This is a genomic window from Frankia sp. CcI49 (genome assembly GCF_001983215.1).
In the GTDB taxonomy this organism is placed as follows: Bacteria; Actinomycetota; Actinomycetes; order Frankiales; family Frankiaceae; genus Parafrankia; species Parafrankia irregularis.
Genome location: NZ_MOWP01000025.1, coordinates 172,106 through 188,596, shown reverse-complemented (window position 1 = coordinate 188,596; position 16,491 = coordinate 172,106). Strand labels below are relative to the sequence as shown.

At 69.6% G+C, this 16,491-nt stretch carries 13 protein-coding genes; 9 read left to right on the top strand and 4 right to left on the bottom strand.

What is annotated here, in order from left to right; all coding sequences use genetic code 11:
- The 5 genes from CcI49_RS22050 to CcI49_RS22030 form a co-directional block, all read left to right on the top strand.
- A partial coding sequence (locus CcI49_RS22050; RefSeq protein WP_158230795.1) for an amidohydrolase family protein occupies positions 1-384 on the top strand: 384 nt, incomplete at its 5' end.
- 241 nt (positions 385-625) lie between these two features.
- Entirely contained in the window at positions 626-1,927 is a 1,302-nt protein-coding gene (locus CcI49_RS22045; protein WP_054568876.1) for an acyl-CoA dehydrogenase family protein, read from the top strand.
- Positions 1,924-2,946, top strand: coding sequence for a phosphotransferase family protein (locus CcI49_RS22040; RefSeq protein ID WP_076828981.1), 1,023 nt, complete (start codon positions 1,924-1,926; stop codon positions 2,944-2,946). The genes CcI49_RS22045 and CcI49_RS22040 overlap by 4 nt, the downstream gene beginning before the upstream one ends.
- Positions 2,943-3,734, top strand: coding sequence for an enoyl-CoA hydratase-related protein (locus CcI49_RS22035; RefSeq protein WP_076828979.1), 792 nt, complete (start codon positions 2,943-2,945; stop codon positions 3,732-3,734). The genes CcI49_RS22040 and CcI49_RS22035 overlap by 4 nt, the downstream gene beginning before the upstream one ends.
- A gap of 117 nt (positions 3,735-3,851) precedes the next feature.
- Entirely contained in the window at positions 3,852-4,844 is a 993-nt protein-coding gene (locus CcI49_RS22030; protein WP_076828977.1) for an NADPH:quinone oxidoreductase family protein, read from the top strand.
- Positions 4,845-4,913: 69 nt separating this feature from the next.
- Here the strand turns inward: CcI49_RS22030 and CcI49_RS22025 are convergent, their stop codons facing one another.
- The gene (locus CcI49_RS22025; RefSeq protein WP_054568880.1) at positions 4,914-5,576 is read right to left on the bottom strand and encodes a TetR/AcrR family transcriptional regulator; all 663 of its coding nucleotides are present in this window, start codon (positions 5,574-5,576) and stop codon (positions 4,914-4,916) included.
- A 348-nt stretch (positions 5,577-5,924) separates the two neighbouring features.
- Between CcI49_RS22025 and CcI49_RS22020 the strand changes: the two genes are divergently transcribed.
- The 3 genes from CcI49_RS22020 (at position 5,925) to CcI49_RS22010 (ending at position 9,649) form a co-directional block, all read left to right on the top strand.
- Positions 5,925-6,761 (top strand): undecaprenyl-diphosphate phosphatase, encoded by an 837-nt coding sequence (locus CcI49_RS22020; RefSeq protein WP_076828975.1) that lies wholly within the window; start codon positions 5,925-5,927, stop codon positions 6,759-6,761.
- Positions 6,762-7,166: 405 nt separating this feature from the next.
- Positions 7,167-8,291, top strand: a complete 1,125-nt coding sequence (locus tag CcI49_RS22015) for an ATP-binding cassette domain-containing protein (RefSeq protein ID WP_076828973.1) — start codon at positions 7,167-7,169, stop codon at positions 8,289-8,291.
- Positions 8,288-9,649: an ABC transporter permease gene (locus CcI49_RS22010; protein ID WP_083749654.1), complete on the top strand. Its 1,362-nt coding sequence runs from the start codon at positions 8,288-8,290 to the stop codon at positions 9,647-9,649. Before CcI49_RS22015 ends, CcI49_RS22010 begins: the two co-directional genes overlap by 4 nt.
- Before the next feature lie 86 nt (positions 9,650-9,735).
- Here CcI49_RS22010 and CcI49_RS22005 read toward each other — a convergent pair whose 3' ends face one another.
- Complete coding sequence (locus CcI49_RS22005; protein WP_054568883.1) at positions 9,736-10,530, bottom strand: N-acetylmuramoyl-L-alanine amidase; 795 nt, start codon at positions 10,528-10,530, stop codon at positions 9,736-9,738.
- A 451-nt stretch (positions 10,531-10,981) separates the two neighbouring features.
- Here CcI49_RS22005 and CcI49_RS22000 point away from each other — a divergent pair, with 451 nt between their 5' ends.
- Positions 10,982-11,641 carry a hypothetical protein gene (locus CcI49_RS22000; RefSeq protein WP_241840184.1) on the top strand — a complete coding sequence of 220 codons (660 nt, stop codon included), beginning with the start codon at positions 10,982-10,984 and terminating at the stop codon, positions 11,639-11,641.
- Positions 11,642-11,698: 57 nt separating this feature from the next.
- On the opposite strand, the gene ahcY is transcribed toward CcI49_RS22000, so the two are convergent.
- Positions 11,699-13,135 carry an adenosylhomocysteinase gene (ahcY, locus tag CcI49_RS21995; protein WP_076828969.1) on the bottom strand — a complete coding sequence of 479 codons (1,437 nt, stop codon included), beginning with the start codon at positions 13,133-13,135 and terminating at the stop codon, positions 11,699-11,701.
- 241 nt (positions 13,136-13,376) lie between these two features.
- Positions 13,377-16,082, bottom strand: coding sequence for an MMPL family transporter (locus CcI49_RS21990; protein WP_076828967.1), 2,706 nt, complete (start codon positions 16,080-16,082; stop codon positions 13,377-13,379).
- Positions 16,083-16,491 lie beyond the last annotated feature (409 nt).

Below are 16,491 nucleotides of genomic sequence, written 5' to 3'. Positions count from 1 at the left end.
GGCCGGCTGCCCAGCGAGGTGTTCCGCGAGCACTCGCTGGCCTGCTACGTCACCGACCCGACCTCCCTSAAGCTGCGCCGCGAGATCGGCATCGACAACATCGCCTGGGAATGCGACTACCCGCACTCCGACTCGATCTGGCCGGACGCGCCCGAGTTCGTCCTCAACGAGCTGAACGGGGCCGGGGCGACCGACGAGGAGATCAACAAGATCACCTGGGAGAACGCCTGCCGGTTCTTCAACTGGGACCCGTTCGCCGAGATCCCCCGCGAGCGGGCCACCGTCGGTGCCCGGCGCGCCATCGCGACGGACGTCGACACCGCCATCCGCTCCCGCAAGGAATGGGCACGCCTCTTCGCGGAGAAGCAGGGCCAGAGCGCCTGAGCCAGGGCCAGAGCGCCTGGGCGAGGTAAGCGCCCAGCGCCCTGGCGAGGCAGCGAGTGCAGGGGGTCGCCGGTTGACCGGCGGCCCCCTTTCGCATGCCCGGCCACCCGCATGCCCGATCGCCGGCGGGCCGGCTGGCCGGCTGGCGGGACGTCGTGGAGGATCGAAGTTCCAGAACCTCGGAAGTTGTGTTCTGTACTGCGAGAACGCTATTCTGAGGGCGCCGAGAGGAGTGCCGACGATGGCGTGGGATTTCGAGACGGAGCCCGAGTACCAGGCCCAGCTCGACTGGGCGGACGAGTTCGTCCGCGAGGAGGTCGAGCCCCTGGATCTTGCCTGGCCGAACCTGCAGTTCGTACCGCCGGACGAGAACCTGCGGCGGGTCATCGATCCACTGCGGGCGCAGGTCAGAGAGCGGGGCCTGTGGGCCACGCATCTCGGCCCCGCGCTGGGCGGTCAGGGGCATGGGCAGCTGAAGCTGTCGCTGCTCAACGAGATCCTGGGCCGCTCCAGCTGGGCGCCGCTGATCTTCGGCTGCCAGGCGCCGGACACCGGCAACGCCGAGATCATCGCGCACTACGGCACGGAGGCGCAGAAGAAGCAGTACCTGCAGCCCCTGCTGGACGGTGAGTGCTTCTCGTCCTACTCGATGACCGAGCCGCAGGCCGGTTCGGACCCGACCCAGTTCACCTGCCGGGCGGAGAAGGACGGCGACGGCTGGGTCATCAACGGCTGGAAGTTCTTCTCCTCGAACGCCAGCACGGCCCGGTTCGTCATCGTCATGGTGGTCACCAACCCCGACGCGGGCGCCTACCGGGGCATGTCGATGTTCCTGATCCCGACGGACACGCCGGGCATCAACATCGTCCGCAATGTCGGGCTGCCGGGCGAGCCGCTGGGCGAGGGGCATCACGCTCTCATCCACTACGAGAACGTGCGGGTTCCCGACGACGCGCTGCTCGGCGGCGAGGGCCAGGCGTTCGCGATCGCCCAGACCCGCCTCGGTGGCGGGCGGATCCATCACGCCATGCGCACGATCGGCCTGGCGCAGAAGGCGCTGGACATGATGTGCGAGCGGGCGCTGAGCCGGCGCACCCAGGGCAGCCTGCTGGCCGACAAGCAGTTCGTCCAGGGCTTCATCGCCGACTCGTACGCCCAGCTCAAGCAGTTCCGGCTGCTCGTGATCCACACCGCGTGGGCGATCGACAAGCACAACGACTACCGCAAGGTCCGCAAGGACATCGCCGCCGTGAAGGTCGTGATGCCCGCGGTCCTGCACGACATCGCGTCGCGTTCGCTGCAGGTCCACGGCGCGCTGGGTGCCAGCAACGAGATGCCGTTCCACCAGATGGTGATGGGCTCGTACGTCATGGGCCTCGCCGACGGGCCGACCGAGGTGCACAAGGTCACCGTCGCCAAGCAGGTCCTGCGGGACTACAAGCCCAGCGACGACATCTGGCCCACCCAGCACCTGCCGAAGCGCCTCGCCGCGGCCAAGGAGAAGTACGCCGAGTTCCTGGACCACGAAGTGGGGAACCTGTGATCGACATCGACCGCCTCGCGACCTGGCTCGACGAGACCGGCCTGCCCGGCAAGGGCGAGCCGATCGAGGCCCGGTACGTCTCCGGCGGCACCCAGAACGAGATCTACGAGATCCGGCGCGGTGAGCTGCACGGCGCGCTGCGGATCCCGCCGGCGACGGCGCCCGCCAGCCGCGACGCCGGCATCCTGCGGGAGTGGCGCATCATCGAGGCCCTCGACGGGACGGACGTCCCGCACACCGAGGCCCTCGGCATGTGCGACGATCCCGCGGTTCTCGGCCGCACCTTCTACCTGATGGGCTTCGTCGACGGCTGGTCGCCGATGGACACCCGCGGCGCCTGGCCGGAGCCGTTCGCCTCCGACATCGAAGCCCGCAAGGGCCTGTCCTACCAGCTCGCCGAGGGCATCGCGCTGCTGTCCAAGGTGGACTGGCGGGCCAAGGGCCTGCACGACCTCGGCCGGCCCGACGGTTTCCACGAGCGGCAGGTCGACCGCTGGACGGCCTTCCTCGATCGGATCAAGAAGCGGGAGCTGCCCGGCTTCGACGTCGCCGCGAACTGGCTGCGCACCCACCGGCCGATCGACTTCGTCCCCGGGCTCATGCACGGCGACTACCAGTTCGCGAACGTCATGTTCCGGCACGGCGCGCCGGCGAAGCTGGCCGCGATCGTCGACTGGGAGATGGGGACGGTCGGCGACCCCAAGCTCGACCTGGCCTGGATGCTGCAGAGCTGGCCGGAAGACACCAGCTCACGCGAGCTGACCGGCAAGGGCTACGCGGACCTCTACGCCATGCCGACGAGGTCGCAGCTTCTCGCGCACTACGCGGAGGTTTCCGGCCGGCAGGTCGACGACTTCGACTACTACCTGATCCTCGCCAAGTTCAAGATCGCCATCGTGCTGGAGCAGGGCTTCCAGCGGGCGGGTGACGACGTGAAGCTGCAGTCGTTCGGGCCTGTCGTGCTGGGCGCGATGAAAGAGGCGGCAGACCTGGCCGAGACGACAGACTACCGGTCATGAGCGACACATCCGAGATCCTGCTGGAGCGCGTCGGCGCCGTCCTGGTCATCCGGCTCAACCGGCCGGAGGCGCGCAACGCGCTGACGCCCTCGCTCCTGAGCGCGATCGGCCTGGCGGTCATCGAGGCCGAGTCCGACCCCGAGATCCGGGCGGCGATCCTCACCGCCACCGGCGACCGGGCGTTCTGCGTGGGCATGGACCTGAAGGCCTTCACCAAGGGCGCCAGCTACGGCGGCGGCTCGGAGGAGGACAAGAAGGGCATGGAGGCCTTCGGCCGGCTGACGAAGGGGGAGGTGACGGTCCCCCTCATCGGCGCGGCGAACGGCACAGCGGTCGGTGGCGGCTTCGAGCTGCTGCTCTCCTGTGACCTGGTTGTGGCCTCGTCCGCGGCGAAGTTCGGCCTGCCCGAGGTGAAGCGGGGGCTGCTGGCCGCCGGTGGCGGCGCCGTCGCGATCGGCAGCCGGCTGCCGTTGGCGCTCGCGCTCGAGCTGACCCTCACCGGGGACCTGTTCGACGCGGCCCGCGCGCAGCAGCTCGGGCTCGTCAACACGGTGGTCGAGCCGGCACAGGTGCTCGAGACGGCGCTCGCGCTCGCGGGGCGCGTCGCCGCCAACGGTCCGCTTGCCGTCGCGGCGACGAAGGAGATCGTCCGCGCCGCCGCGGCCGATCCCGCCCGTGGCCAGGAGCGGATGGCGCAGCTCTCACCGGCCGTCTTCGCCAGCGAGGACGCCAAGGAGGGCGCGATGGCGTTCATCGAGAAGCGCGAGCCCCAGTGGAAGGGACGCTGACCTTGCCGGAGGCCTTCGCCCGCATCCCATGCATCCCAGCCGCCCCCGCACCCGCCCCAGCCCCCGCCGCCGCTCGCGGCCGGGCCCGGGGCCGGGGCTGGGGCTGGGGCCGCTGAGATGCGGGCCGCTGTCTGCCGTGAGTACGGCCCGCCGGACGTCGTACGGGTCGAGGAGTTCCCGACCCCGGTTCCCGAGGCGGGCCAGGTCGCCGTGCGGGTGCACGCGGCGGCCGTGAACTTCTCCGACGTGCTGCTGGTCGCCGGTGAATACCAGATCAAGGTGCCGCCGCCGTTCGTGCCGGGTAGTGAGTTCGCCGGGGTGGTCGAAACGGTCGGGGAGGGCGTCACCGGCCTGGCCGTCGGCGACCGCGTCTTCGGTTCCGGCATCGTCGGCGGGTTCGGCGAGGTGGCCATCGGCCGCGCCGAGGGTGTCACCCGCACCCCGGACGCGGTCTCCGACGACGTCGCCGCCGCCTTCGGGGTCGCGCACCGCACCTCCTACCACATGCTCCGGTCGGCGGCCGCCCTGGCGCCGGGCGATCAGCTCGTCGTGCTCGGCGCCGGTGGCGGTGTGGGGCTGGCCGCGGTGCAGCTCGGCGTGGCGCTGGGAGCGACGGTGACGGCGGTGGCCTCCTCGGCGCGGAAGCTGGAGGTGGCCGCGGCCAACGGAGCCACCAACCTCATCGATCATCGTTCGACGGACCTGCGCGCGGCGCTGAAGAAGACGCTTCCCGACGGGGCCGACGTCGTGATCGACCCGGTCGGAGGCGACCTGGCCGAGCCGGCGCTGCGTTGCCTGCGGTGGCGCGGCCGGTTCGTCACGGTCGGCTTCGCCGCGGGCACGATTCCGCGGATTCCGCTCAATCTGGTGCTGCTCAAGGGCATCCAGGTCACCGGGATGCAGCTGCGCGACTTCGGAACCCACGCCCCGGAGGAGATGCGGCGCAACGAGCGGGAGCTCATCGAGCTCTTCGCCGCCGGCAAGGTCAGTCCGCACATCGGCGCGACCTTCGCCTTCGAGGAGAGCGCCGCCGCTCTGCGCTACGTGGCCGACGGTCATGCGATCGGAAAGACGGTTCTCCGCATCGCCGGCAACGACGGCCAGGGCTGACCGACTCCAACCTGCGCTGGCCCCGGCAACGGCCGGGGTCAGCGCCAGCGGAACCGCCCTGGCCGGACATCACTCGCCGCGGGCTGCCGGTGGGTGTTCGATGACCGCGACGCAGAAGTCGACGAGGTGGCGCTGCTCGTCCTCGTCGGGGATCGTGCCGGGCTCCACATGCCGCTGCATCGTGCCGAGCACCGCGTCCTGGATCACCCGGGCGTCGAGGTCCGGCCGTGGGCGGCCGGCCGCGGTCAGCGGAGCGATGAGCAGGTCGCCGAGCTGCCCGTCCAGGGTGGCGCGCCCCGGAGCGGACTCGCCGGCGCGGGCGAGGAGCCGGTTCACCGTGGTGCCCTGCTGGGCCACGGTCGGCCGGGTGATCTGCGCGATCATGCCTTCGACCCAGGCGGTCAGCTGGTCGACCGGCTCGGAATGCTTCGCCATCTGGTGGCGCAGATAGGAGTTCACGAGCATGATCCCGCGCTCCAGCACGGCGTGCATCAGCTCGTTCTTGCCGGCGAAGTACCGGTAGAAGGTCTGGTTGGACGTGCCGGCCTCGGCGACGATGTCGGCGACTTTCGGCTCGGCGGGCGAAACACGTACCGCGACCCGCAGCGCGGCGTTGAGGATCTGTTCGACCTCACTCAACGCATCCCGCTGGTGGCGGTTCAGCGCACGGTCGACCGCGGCACGCACCGACGTCGGCACATCGTGCCATTCCACTCCGGTAGTGTCGCTCACGTCGCCGTCCTTTGGATGCGGGATGGAACAGGCGCGGAATTTTCTTCTGTTCCACGCAGAAGTATATTCTGCGCCGCGCCGGCGGAGGGCCTCCCGCGGGTTGGGAGCGGCAGGTGGGCGCAGGCCGCACGACAGGCCGCGGCGCTGCCGGCCGTGGTGGTCGCTGTCCGCGCTGATGCCGCTGCTCGCGGGCGTCTGCTGCTTGTCGTGGCTGGTCGTCGGCCTGGCTGTCCGCTGAGACCAGCCCGTGGAAGCAGCCCGTGGCGGACCCGGTGCGAATAGCTGATCTTTCCCGGCATACACTTCTGCCGTCCGCTGGCCGGAGGTGGGCACCGAGGAAGGACTTGGATGAATATCGTCGAAGCGGTTTTCTTCGGTGCGGTCGAAGGGCTGACCGAGTTTCTCCCGATCTCCAGCACCGGTCATCTGACGATCATGGAGAAGGCGCTCGGTTACGAGATCGACAGCCCGGACATCACCGCCTTCACCGCGATCATCCAGGTTGGTGCGGTCTTTGCCACGCTGTTGTATCTCCGGCACGATTTCCGGCGCATCATCGCGGCCCTGGGCCGCGGGGCGACGCGCCCGGCGTACCGGGATCATCCGGACTTCCGGTTCGGTGTGGCCGTGATCGTGGGGTCAATTCCGATCGGGATCGTCGGGCTTCTGTTCAAGGACCAGATCGAGACGACTCTGCGGAGTCTGTGGTTCGTCAGCCTCGCGCTGGTCGGGTGGAGCGGGGTCATGGCCTATGCCGACCGCGTTGCCACCCAGAAGCGCCACGAGGACGACGTCACCTGGAAGGACACYCTGGTCATCGGGGTCGTCCAGTGCATGGCCCTGATTCCCGGGATCTCGCGTTCCGGCTCGACGATGTCGGCCGGTCTGCTGCGCGGGATCGACCGCGTCACGGTGACCCGGCTGTCGTTCTTCCTCTCCATCCCCGCGCTTTTCGCCGCGGCGCTGMTCCAGGTCGTCACCGAGTCGGCCAACATCTCGAACGGTGTCGGCTGGACCATGACCATCACCGCGACGGCGGTGAGTTTCGTGACCGCCTATTTCGCCATCTCCTGGCTGCTCAAGTTCGTCGCGCGGCACAGCTACAGCGTCTTCATCATCTACCGGCTCGCCCTCGGCAGCGTGCTGCTCTTCCTGCTGGGAACCGGCCTCATCTCGGCCACCTGATCTCGGCCACCTGACGGCGGGGCGGCCCGCGGCGGGGTGGCGGGCGCTGCCGCTGCCGCCGAGCGAGGCCGGCGGGGCGTGGTGGCCGGTGCGACGAGAATCCTCAGGTCTTCGCGACACCGCTCGCCCGCTGCCTGCCCAGCGGTGGCGGGCAGCCGGCACACCCGCGTTTCGATCGGTTCTGGTGGGCGGTCAAACGAAACACGGGCTGATTCCACGAACGACTGCCCAGCTCGGGCCAGTGAATGGATGAATGAGCGGATAGGCCTGGTTCGACGCTGTCTCGGCGGCCATCCGCGCCTGCGGCGCACGACCGGTCGAGCGGCGATTCGATATCAAAGTGGCAGAACTTTCTGCCGTTACGATGTCATCGACCGCGCGTCGGGGGCGATCCGGAGGTGGCTGATGGCGAACAGACGTCTGGAGATCGACGGCGTTCGCAAACGCTACGGCGAGGTGACCGCTCTGGACGGCATGACCTTTGAGGTGCGCGCCGGGGAGCTTTTCGGTTTCGTCGGCAGTAACGGCGCTGGCAAGACGACGACGATGCGGATCGTGCTCGGGGTGCTCGCGGCCGACGCGGGTGAGGTCCGCTGGGCCGGTCGGCCGGTCGACCTCGCCGTCCGTCGCCGGATCGGCTACATGCCGGAAGAGCGGGGTCTTTACCCCAAGATGAAGGTCCGGGACCAGATCGTCTACCTGGCCCGGCTGCACGGGATGCCGGCCGGGGCCGCCCGACGCAGCGCCGAGGCGTGGCTGGAGCGGCTCGGTGTGGCGGCACGGCGCGACGACGAGGTCCAGAACCTCAGCCTCGGCAACCAGCAGCGGGTTCAGCTCGCCGCGGCGCTCGTCCACGACCCGGAGGTCCTCGTGCTCGACGAGCCGTTCTCCGGCCTGGACCCGGTCGCGGTCGACGTGATGAGCCAGGTGCTGCGCGAACGCAGCGCGGCCGGGGTCCCCGTGGTGTTCTCCAGCCACCAGCTGGAGCTCGTCGAGCGGCTCTGTGACCGGGTCGGCATCGTCGCCTCGGGCCGCATGGTCGCCTGCGGCACGGTGGATGAGCTGCGCAGGGCCGGGACCGAGCAGATCGTGGTGGAGGTGCCCGGCGCGCCCGCCGGGTGGGCGCTCGACCTGCCAGGGATCACCGTCCGCCACACCGAGGGCGACCGGACGACCGTCGATCTCGCCCCGGGAGCGGACGATCAGGATCTGTTGCGCCGGGCGCTGGCGGCCGGGCCGGTGCGCGAGTTCCGCCGCCGCAGGCCGACGCTGGCGGAGCTGTTCCGCTCGGTGACCACTGTCCCCGCCGCGGCCACCGTGGCCACCGTCCCCGCTGCGGCCGGTGGCTCCGCCGGCGGGCCGGGTGACGTCCCGAGCCCTGCTGGGCGGGCGGGGCCAGCTGGGCTGACTGGGCCAGCCGGGCTCACTGGGCCAGCCGGGCGGGCTGGGCCTGCCGGGCGGGCTGCGTCTGCCGGGCTGGCGAGCTCCGGCAACGACGTGCGGGCGGCGGATGAGGAGACGGCGGTATGAGCACCGGAGCCGACGGCGGGTCCGGCGGAGACAGGGGACAGCTCCCCAGCGTCCCGACGCAGGGTGGCACGCCGCCGGACGACCGTGGGGCGTGGGTGACCGGGCCGCCGGCCGCCTCGGCGTCCGGACGGGCGGCCGCCGAGACGCCCGAGCACGGCGGGTTCCCGCCCTTGGCCGCCTGGGTGGTGGTGCGCCTCGTCGCCGGGCGGGAGCTGGCCATCCGGCTGCGCTCGAAGGTCTTCGTGATCACGACGGCCGCGTTCCTCGTGCTGCTGGTCGGCGCTTCGGTGGTGATCAGCATGCTGGGTGGGCACGAGTCCGCGAAGTCGGTCGGTCTCATCGCGGCGGAGTCCGTGCTCGCCGATCCGCTTGAGGCCGTCGCCGACGGCCTGGGGGTCGACGTCGCGACCCGTGAGGTGCCCGACGAGGCCACCGGTCTGCGCGAGGTCTCCGACGGTGATCTCGACGTGCTGGTGACCGCCGCTCCGAGCGGTCTGCGGGTCGCGGTCAAGGAGGAGCTGAGCGAAGACCTGCGCGGGGTGCTCGCGGTGCTGGCCCGGCAACAGGTGCTCGACAACGAGATCAGCGTGCTCGGCGGGGACCCGGCCCGGGTCAACGAGACCGTCGCCGCCGCCGGCCTGGACGTCGCGGAGCTCGACCCCGTACCGGATGACCAGGACGAACGGCTCTTCCTGGGGCTGGCATCGGCGTTCCTGATCTACATGGGCCTGATGCTCTTCGGACCGGCGGTCTCGCAGGGCGTCGTCGAGGAGAAGTCGAGCCGGGTCGTGGAGCTGCTGTTGTCGACGGTCCGGCCGTGGACGCTCATGGCGGGCAAGGTCCTGGGCATCGGGCTGGTCGCGCTGATCCAGATGGTCGTGATCGCCGGCGGTGGGCTTGTCGCCGCGCTGACCACCGGCGCGCTCGAGCTGCCGTCCAGCGAGGCGACCGGCACCGTCGTCTGGTCCGTGGCCTGGTACGTGATCGGATTCTTCCTGTACGCGCTGCCGTTCGCCGCGGTCGGCGCGATGGTGTCCAGGCAGGAGGATCTCGGCGGAATCTCCAGCCCCATCGTGCTGGCGCTCATCGTCCCCTGGGTGGTCGGGGTCTCGATTGTGCCCGGTGATCCCGACAACGGCCTGGTCGAGATCCTCTCCCTGGTTCCGTTGTTCTCTCCGCTGCTCATGCCGATGCGTATCGCGCTCGGGGTGGCGCCGCTCTGGCAGCTCGTCCTGTCCGTGCTCCTGGCCCTGGCCCTGATCGGCCTGCTCATCCGGATCACCGGCCGGATCTACCACAACGCGGTCCTCCGAACCGGTGCCCGCGTCGCGTTCAAGGAGGCCGTGCGCCGGGCCTGAGCGGCCTGTGTCCCCGGAGTCCCGCCGTCTCCCCGGGGTCCCCAGGCCGTTCGAAGAGCAGAGGATTCTCGTCTTCCCGCAGTCCGCTAAACCTGGCGGTTCATGCCGGTGAGCACATATCCGATCTTGCGCCAGGTGTTGGGGCCGCAGACGCCGTCGTCGGGAATGCGTCCGAACCATGGCGTGGCATAGCGCTGCACGGCCGCCACCCGCGCGGTCGTCAGTGGGCCGTACACCCCGTCGGGGACGAGCCGGTAAGGGTCGCCGGATGTCGCCTCGTGACCGAAGATGATGTTCAGTGCGTTCTGGAGGGTGACGACCTCGGGCCCGCGGGACTTCTCCCGCAGGGTCGGCATGCCCGCGTAGCGCTGGCGGGGGTCCGCCAGCGTTGCGGGGCCCAGCGCGGCCGCCAGGATGTCTCCTCTGCGGTTGGCCCGGATCTCCCCGGGGCAGGAATGCGCTCCCCACGCCGCGCCGCCCATGCGGTGGGTGCCGAGCCCGTAGCCGTTCACCGAATCGGTGATCTCAGCCCGCCAGCCGAATTCGCGGATTCCCCACGCGAAGAACTCGCCGAGCCGGGTGATCTGGATCGGTGTGTAGTCCTCGGTGTCGTACCCCTCGCACTCGACACTGATCCAGAACGAGTTTCCCGCGGCCTGCGCCCAGGCCCGGCGGTCGAACGGGACGTACTGCTCGAACTCGCCCGTCTTCGCCAGCCACAGATGTGCGCTCACCTCGCTGGCCGGGTTGTCGAACCATCCGAACAACGATCCGTTGCCGACCTGGACGTGCGGAATCAGGCCGCGGGTCGGCTGCGTCATGGTGCCCGAGGTGTTCCGGACCGGGCGGTAGGCCGCAGGTGGGTAAAGGGTGGTCGCCATCGTCAGTCCCGGCTGTCCGTCGGCGTCGCTTCCTGGGTTCTCGGGCCGGTCGGCATTGCCGGTTCCAACTGCCGTGGGTCTTGGCGAGTCACGTTTCCTCTTGTTCCCCAGATGTCTGCCGGCACGCGTGGCGCCTGCCCGGCCTGGCCTGCATGGCTCTGAGGGATTCCTACCGCTACGCTTCAGGCGCGCCGCATCTGGGTCATTCACGTCATGAGGTGGATGCCGCCCGTAAGTGAGCACCGACATCCTATTTCTGGCAGATTATGAGGATTGTCATGGTTGCCAGGTGGTTCCGCGGCGCGTGCCGGCGGCGGAGCCGGGTGACGGGGTGTCGGGGCTGCTGTCGTCAAGACGACAGCGCGTGTGTTGCCGGGCAGCTGGGCGTCGACGTCCGTCCGACATGTTTGTCTGACTCCCTGTGCAGGGAGAGGTGTTCACGGTGACAGTCATGCGATCAGTTCGGATCGGCAGGATGGGGCTCGCCGCTGTTCTGACCGTCGTGGGCGCGCTCGCGGTGGCCGGTCAGCCGGCCGCCCAGGCGGGCGGCACGCCGGCAGCCGAATGCCCCAGCGGGCGGGAGTACACGGTGAGCGCCCCGGGCGATGAGCCGGATGCCGGCGCACCGGTGCAACTCGCCGCCGGGTACTACGCGCAGACGGCCTCCTTCTGGCCGCCGCGGTCCGCCATCCTGTGCGAGACGGGCTCGGGCCGGGCCCAGCCGAGCGCGGGGGTGGCCGGGTCCAACGACGTGGGCTGCGGCAGTGGGGCCCGCGAACTGCTGGTACCCGACGAGATTCCGGCCGGCTTCGAGTCCGCGGAGGTGGCGCGCTCCGGGGCCTACCTGCCCGCGGGCTGGTACACGCTTGCCGCAGAGCTGGACGCGTCGGAGCTGGGCGCGCAGGCCGCTGGCAGTGCCGGCACCGCGCGGTCGGCGCACGCACCGTCACATCGACACTCGAAGATCACCTGGACGGCGGTGTGCTGGTACCGCACGGCCCCGCCCGCCGCTACGCCTGACCCCGCGAAGCCTGACGCTGTGAAGCCGGAGCCGGAGGCGGCGGAGCCGGAGGCGGCGAAGCCTGACGCCGTGCAGCCTGACGTGGGGTGACGCGACGAGGGCCGCCCCCCGGGAACGGGGACGGCCCTCGTCGTGGAACCTGGAAGATCAGTAGCGGTAGTGGTCCGCCTTGTAGGGGCCCTCCACCGGGACACCGATGTAGTCCGCCTGCTGCTTGGTCAGCGTCGTGAGCTTGACGCCGAGTGCGTCCAGGTGCAGCCGGGCGACCTTCTCATCGAGGTGCTTGGGCAGGATGTAGACCCCGACCGGGTACTGGTCGGTCTTGGTGAACAGCTCGATCTGCGCGATCACCTGGTTGGTGAAGCTGTTCGACATCACGAAGCTCGGGTGGCCGGTCGCGCAGCCGAGGTTCATCAGCCGGCCCTCGGCCAGCACGATGATCGAGTGCCCGTCCGGGAACACCCACTCGTCGACCTGCGGCTTGATGTTGACCTTCTCGATGCCTTCGACCTTCGCCAGGCCGGCCATGTCGATCTCGTTGTCGAAGTGGCCGATGTTGGAGACGATCGCCTGGTGCTTCATCGCGGCCATGTGGCTGGCCATGATGATGTTGAAGTTTCCGGTGGTCGTCACGAAGATGTCGGCGATCGAGACGACGTCCTCGAGGGTGGCGACCTGGAAGCCGTCCATCGCGGCCTGCAGGGCGCAGATCGGGTCGATCTCGGTGACGATGACGCGGGCACCCTGGCCGCGCAGTGCGTCCGCGCAGCCCTTGCCGACGTCGCCGTAGCCGGCGACGACCGCGACCTTGCCGCCGATGAGCACGTCGGTCGCCCGGTTCAGACCGTCGATGACGGAGTGGCGGCAGCCGTACTTGTTGTCGAACTTCGACTTGGTGACCGAGTCGTTCACGTTGATCGCGGGGAAGGCCAGCGTGCCCGCCTTCGCCATCTCGTACAGCCGGTGGACGCCGGTCGTGGTCTCCTCCGTGACGCCCTTGATCGAGGCGGCGGCCGCGGTCCAGCGGCCCGGCTTCGCGGCGATCGTCTGGCGCAGCGTCTCCAGGATGATCGCGTACTCCTCGGAGTCCGCGGTGTCGGTCGCCGGCACGGCGCCCGCCAGCTCGAACTCGGCGCCCTTGTGGACGAGCAGGGTCGCGTCACCGCCGTCGTCGAGGATCATGTTCGGGGCGCCGCCATCCGGCCAGGCCAGCGCCTGGTCGGTGCACCACCAGTACTCCTCGAGGGTCTCGCCCTTCCAGGCGAAGACGGGCACGCCCTGCGGGTCGTCCTTGGTGCCGTTCGGCCCGACGACGATCGCGGCGGCCGCGTGGTCCTGGGTGGAGAAGATGTTGCAGGAAACCCAGCGGACGTCGGCGCCAAGCGCGACCAGCGTCTCGATCAGCACAGCGGTCTGGATGGTCATGTGCAGGGAACCCATGATCCGGGCGCCCTTCAGGGGCTGGCTGGCGGCGTACTCCGCGCGGGTAGCCATCAGCCCGGGCATCTCGTGCTCGGCAAGCCGGATCTCCTTGCGGCCGAACTCGGCCAGCGCGAGATCCGCGACCTTGAAGTCGAAAGTCATGCCTTCTCCTCGTTGCGCTCGGATGGCTGCCGAGCCTCTGTGGCGGTGTCACGTTCCGCTGCCGGCCGGCTCTGTGACCGTCATAGGCAGACGGCGGTGTGAGCTTTGAGCGTGCCATAGGCGTGAGGAACCGCGAAGACCCGGCCCGGTCGCGTCACATCGGGCCGGGTCTTCACCGGATAGCGCGTTGTCCCGCGTCACGCTGAGCGAGCCGCCGCACTGTTTCGCGCGCTCGAATGTCTCAGCTCTCGGCTGTGTCACCAGCCGTGGGCCTGGCTGTGTCACCAGCATTGGGCTCGGCTGTGCCACCGGCACTGGCGTCGGCACTGGGGCTGGCACTGTGGCCGGCACTGGGGCCAGCCACGTCGTCGGCCGGCGCGGCGGCTGCCGGTACCACGGCCGCCGGTGCCACGGCCGCCGATGCCGCGGAGGCCGGTGCGGGGGTGTTCGGCACCACGGAGGCCGGCACCGGCGCGGCGGGGCTGGTGCCCGCGGGCACCAGCTGCGGGCCGCGGTAGACCCAGCCGCGTTCGTCCGCCCACAGCAGCAGCGGCGGCAGCACGATCAGCGCCGAGAGCAGGGCCACCCCGACGTTGAGAGCCACCACGAGGCCGAAGTCGCGCAGCAGCGGCAGCGAGCTGAACGCCAGGACCACGATTCCGATCACGGCGGCGAGCGCCGAGACCATGAAGGCGACTCCGGTCCGGGCCGCCGCCTCCTCGGTGGCTGCCAGCGGGTCCCGTCCACGCTGTCGTTCTTCGACGTGCCGCATGACGATCAGCGTGGTGAACTCGGTGCAGAGCGCGATCACGAGTGGTCCGCCGACCGCGGTGAGCGGGCTGAGCTCGAAGCCCGCGAGCCGGGAGATGATGGCCGTCAGACCCACCGCGATCAGCACCGGAACCACCGACACCACCGCGCGGACGATGTTCAGGTGGCGCAGCAGCAGGATGATGAAGACGCCGATCAACGCGAAGTAGGTCAGCTCGACGCGGTTCTTCTCGAAGTTCTCCAGCAGCCCGGTGCCGACGACGGCGAGACCCGACGGTGTCGCGCGGATTCCCTCCGGGGGGGTGACCGTGTCCCGGATGTCGTTCACGACGACGGCGCGTTCCTCCAGCGCTCCCGGCCCGGTGCGGAAGATCAGGTTGAGTGCCTTCCCGTCGATGTCGACGGTGCTCTTCCTGATCGGTTCCGGTGTGACGTCATACGCCAGCTGGACGTCTTTGCCGGTCGGCGCGAGCAGGGTGGTGTTCGGCACCTCCATGAGGAAGCTGACCGTGGTCACCAGGCTCGACGCCGTCAGCAGCTCGTTGGGGTGCTCGTCGAGCTGCTGGTAGGCGAGGTCGTGGACGAACTTGACGGTCCTGTCGTCGAAGATGTCGTCCGACTGGATGAAGATGCCCAGCTCGCTGCTCGAACCGGTCTGCGCCTTGAGGTACTGGATGTCGTGCACGACCTGGGAGTTCTGGTTGACCCACTTCTCCGGGTCCGTCTGGACCTTGAGGTCACCTTCGACGACGAGCCCGCCGGCGAAGATGCCGGCGGCGATGACGACGAGCGGGATCGCGGCCAGCCGGGGCAGGGATCCGAGCCAGACGACGGTGTGGCCGAGCGCGCCGCGTGAGGCGTCCTTCGGCGCGGTGGGGGAGCGGCGCTCCCGGAAGCCGAGCGAGGCGGTGCTGAGCAGCACGGTCGCGAGGACGATGACCGGCAGTCCGATGGCGAGCAGGACACCGAAGTCACGGATCATCGGGACCTCGCTGAACTCCAGCGCGAGGAACGCGACGACACCGGCGACGGTGGCCAGGGCCAGCGCCGGCATGAGGTGGCCCAGCGCCGCCGCGACGGGTTCCCGGGCCCGGTCGAGCTGCGCTTCCTCCTGGACCCGGCTGTGTAGCTGAACGGCGAAGTCGATGCCGACGCCGAGCAGGACGGGCATGCCGGCGATGGTGACCACCGAGAGCGGGATGTCCAGGTAGCCGGCCAGCCCGAAGGCCCACACCAGCCCGATGCCCACGACCGCCAGGGGCAGCAGCCGCCAGCGGACGGCGAACGCGACCAGCAGCAGCGCGGCCATGATGAGGAGCGAAATGCCACCCAGAGTGAGGAAGCCGCCGCGCAGGTAGTCATTGATGTCACGGAGCAGGACCGATGCGCCGGTGGTCATGACGTCGGCGTTGTCGAAGGCCAGCCCGTTCATGGCGTTCTCGACCGCGGTGGCGCCCTTGCCCTCCTCCTTGATCGAGGCGTTTCCGGTCAGCCGCACGATCATCTGCGCGTTCTTGTCGGTCGGGAAGAAAGACTGCAGTGACTTGCGGATGGCCCCGGAGTTGTCGTGCAGCAAGAAATCGACCCAGGCCGGATCGTCGAACGTGCGCTGATCCCGGGGAATCGCGTTCGCCCGCTCCAACGTCCGCAGCGAGTCGGCGAGCCGAACTGCCTGGGACTTCGGGTCGGGATCACGCTGCTGCGCCGCCAGGAGGATCTTCCCGGCCGCGCTGTTGATGATTTGACCGTCCGAGCTGGTCACGAGATTCGCGGTGAACTGGAGCGCCGTGAGCGGCGTGATCACGCTCTCGATGCGAGGGTCCTTCTCCAGGGTGGCCGACAGATCCCGGAACTTCTTGACATTGGCGGCGGTGAAGAGATCGACCAGGTCGGCGTCGGGCTTCGTCGTGAAGAGCGTGATCATCGCTTGGCCGCCGAAGAGGTCCTGGTAGGCGACGTTGTCCTTCGCGACCTGCGAGTCCGCGTTGAGGTAGTTCTCCTGACCGGTGGTGAACTCCAGCCTGGTCAGGCCAAGTCCGAGTGCCACCGTGACGATCGCGGTGACGGCTGCGACCAGGCCGGTACGGCTGCCGACCACCCGCCCGACGCCGAACCAGAAACGGGCCGTGCCGCCTGGTCGGGAAGACCTGTCAGACGGCACTGACGAACTTGGCATCAAGTTGCTCCGGGATCAGCGTTGCGCTCGGTGCACCCCCATAGGGGAACACCCGAGACGGTTTCCATGGTGTATAACGCACATCACATCCAGGAGCCGACCCCTGGCGTACGGCAATCCTTCCGGACCGGAGTCGAACCGGGACCCGGACAGACCGTACGTGCCAACAGGTAGTCGTTTCTGTCGCGCACCGTGGTGGTTTGGTCCGGGCGGGCACAATTACCTGTGGCGGTGGTGCGGTCGGCGCCCCGATCGGGCGATCGATCTGGCTGAACCGACGTCCGGGCCGCCCGGAGGCGGGTGAACGTCCAGCCCGTGGCGGACTGCGCGTGGCGGACTGCGCGTGGGTGGGCCGCCGGCGCCCCAGCGGCCATGAGCGGGTGCTGGGGAAGCGGGCCGTGGGGCGCCG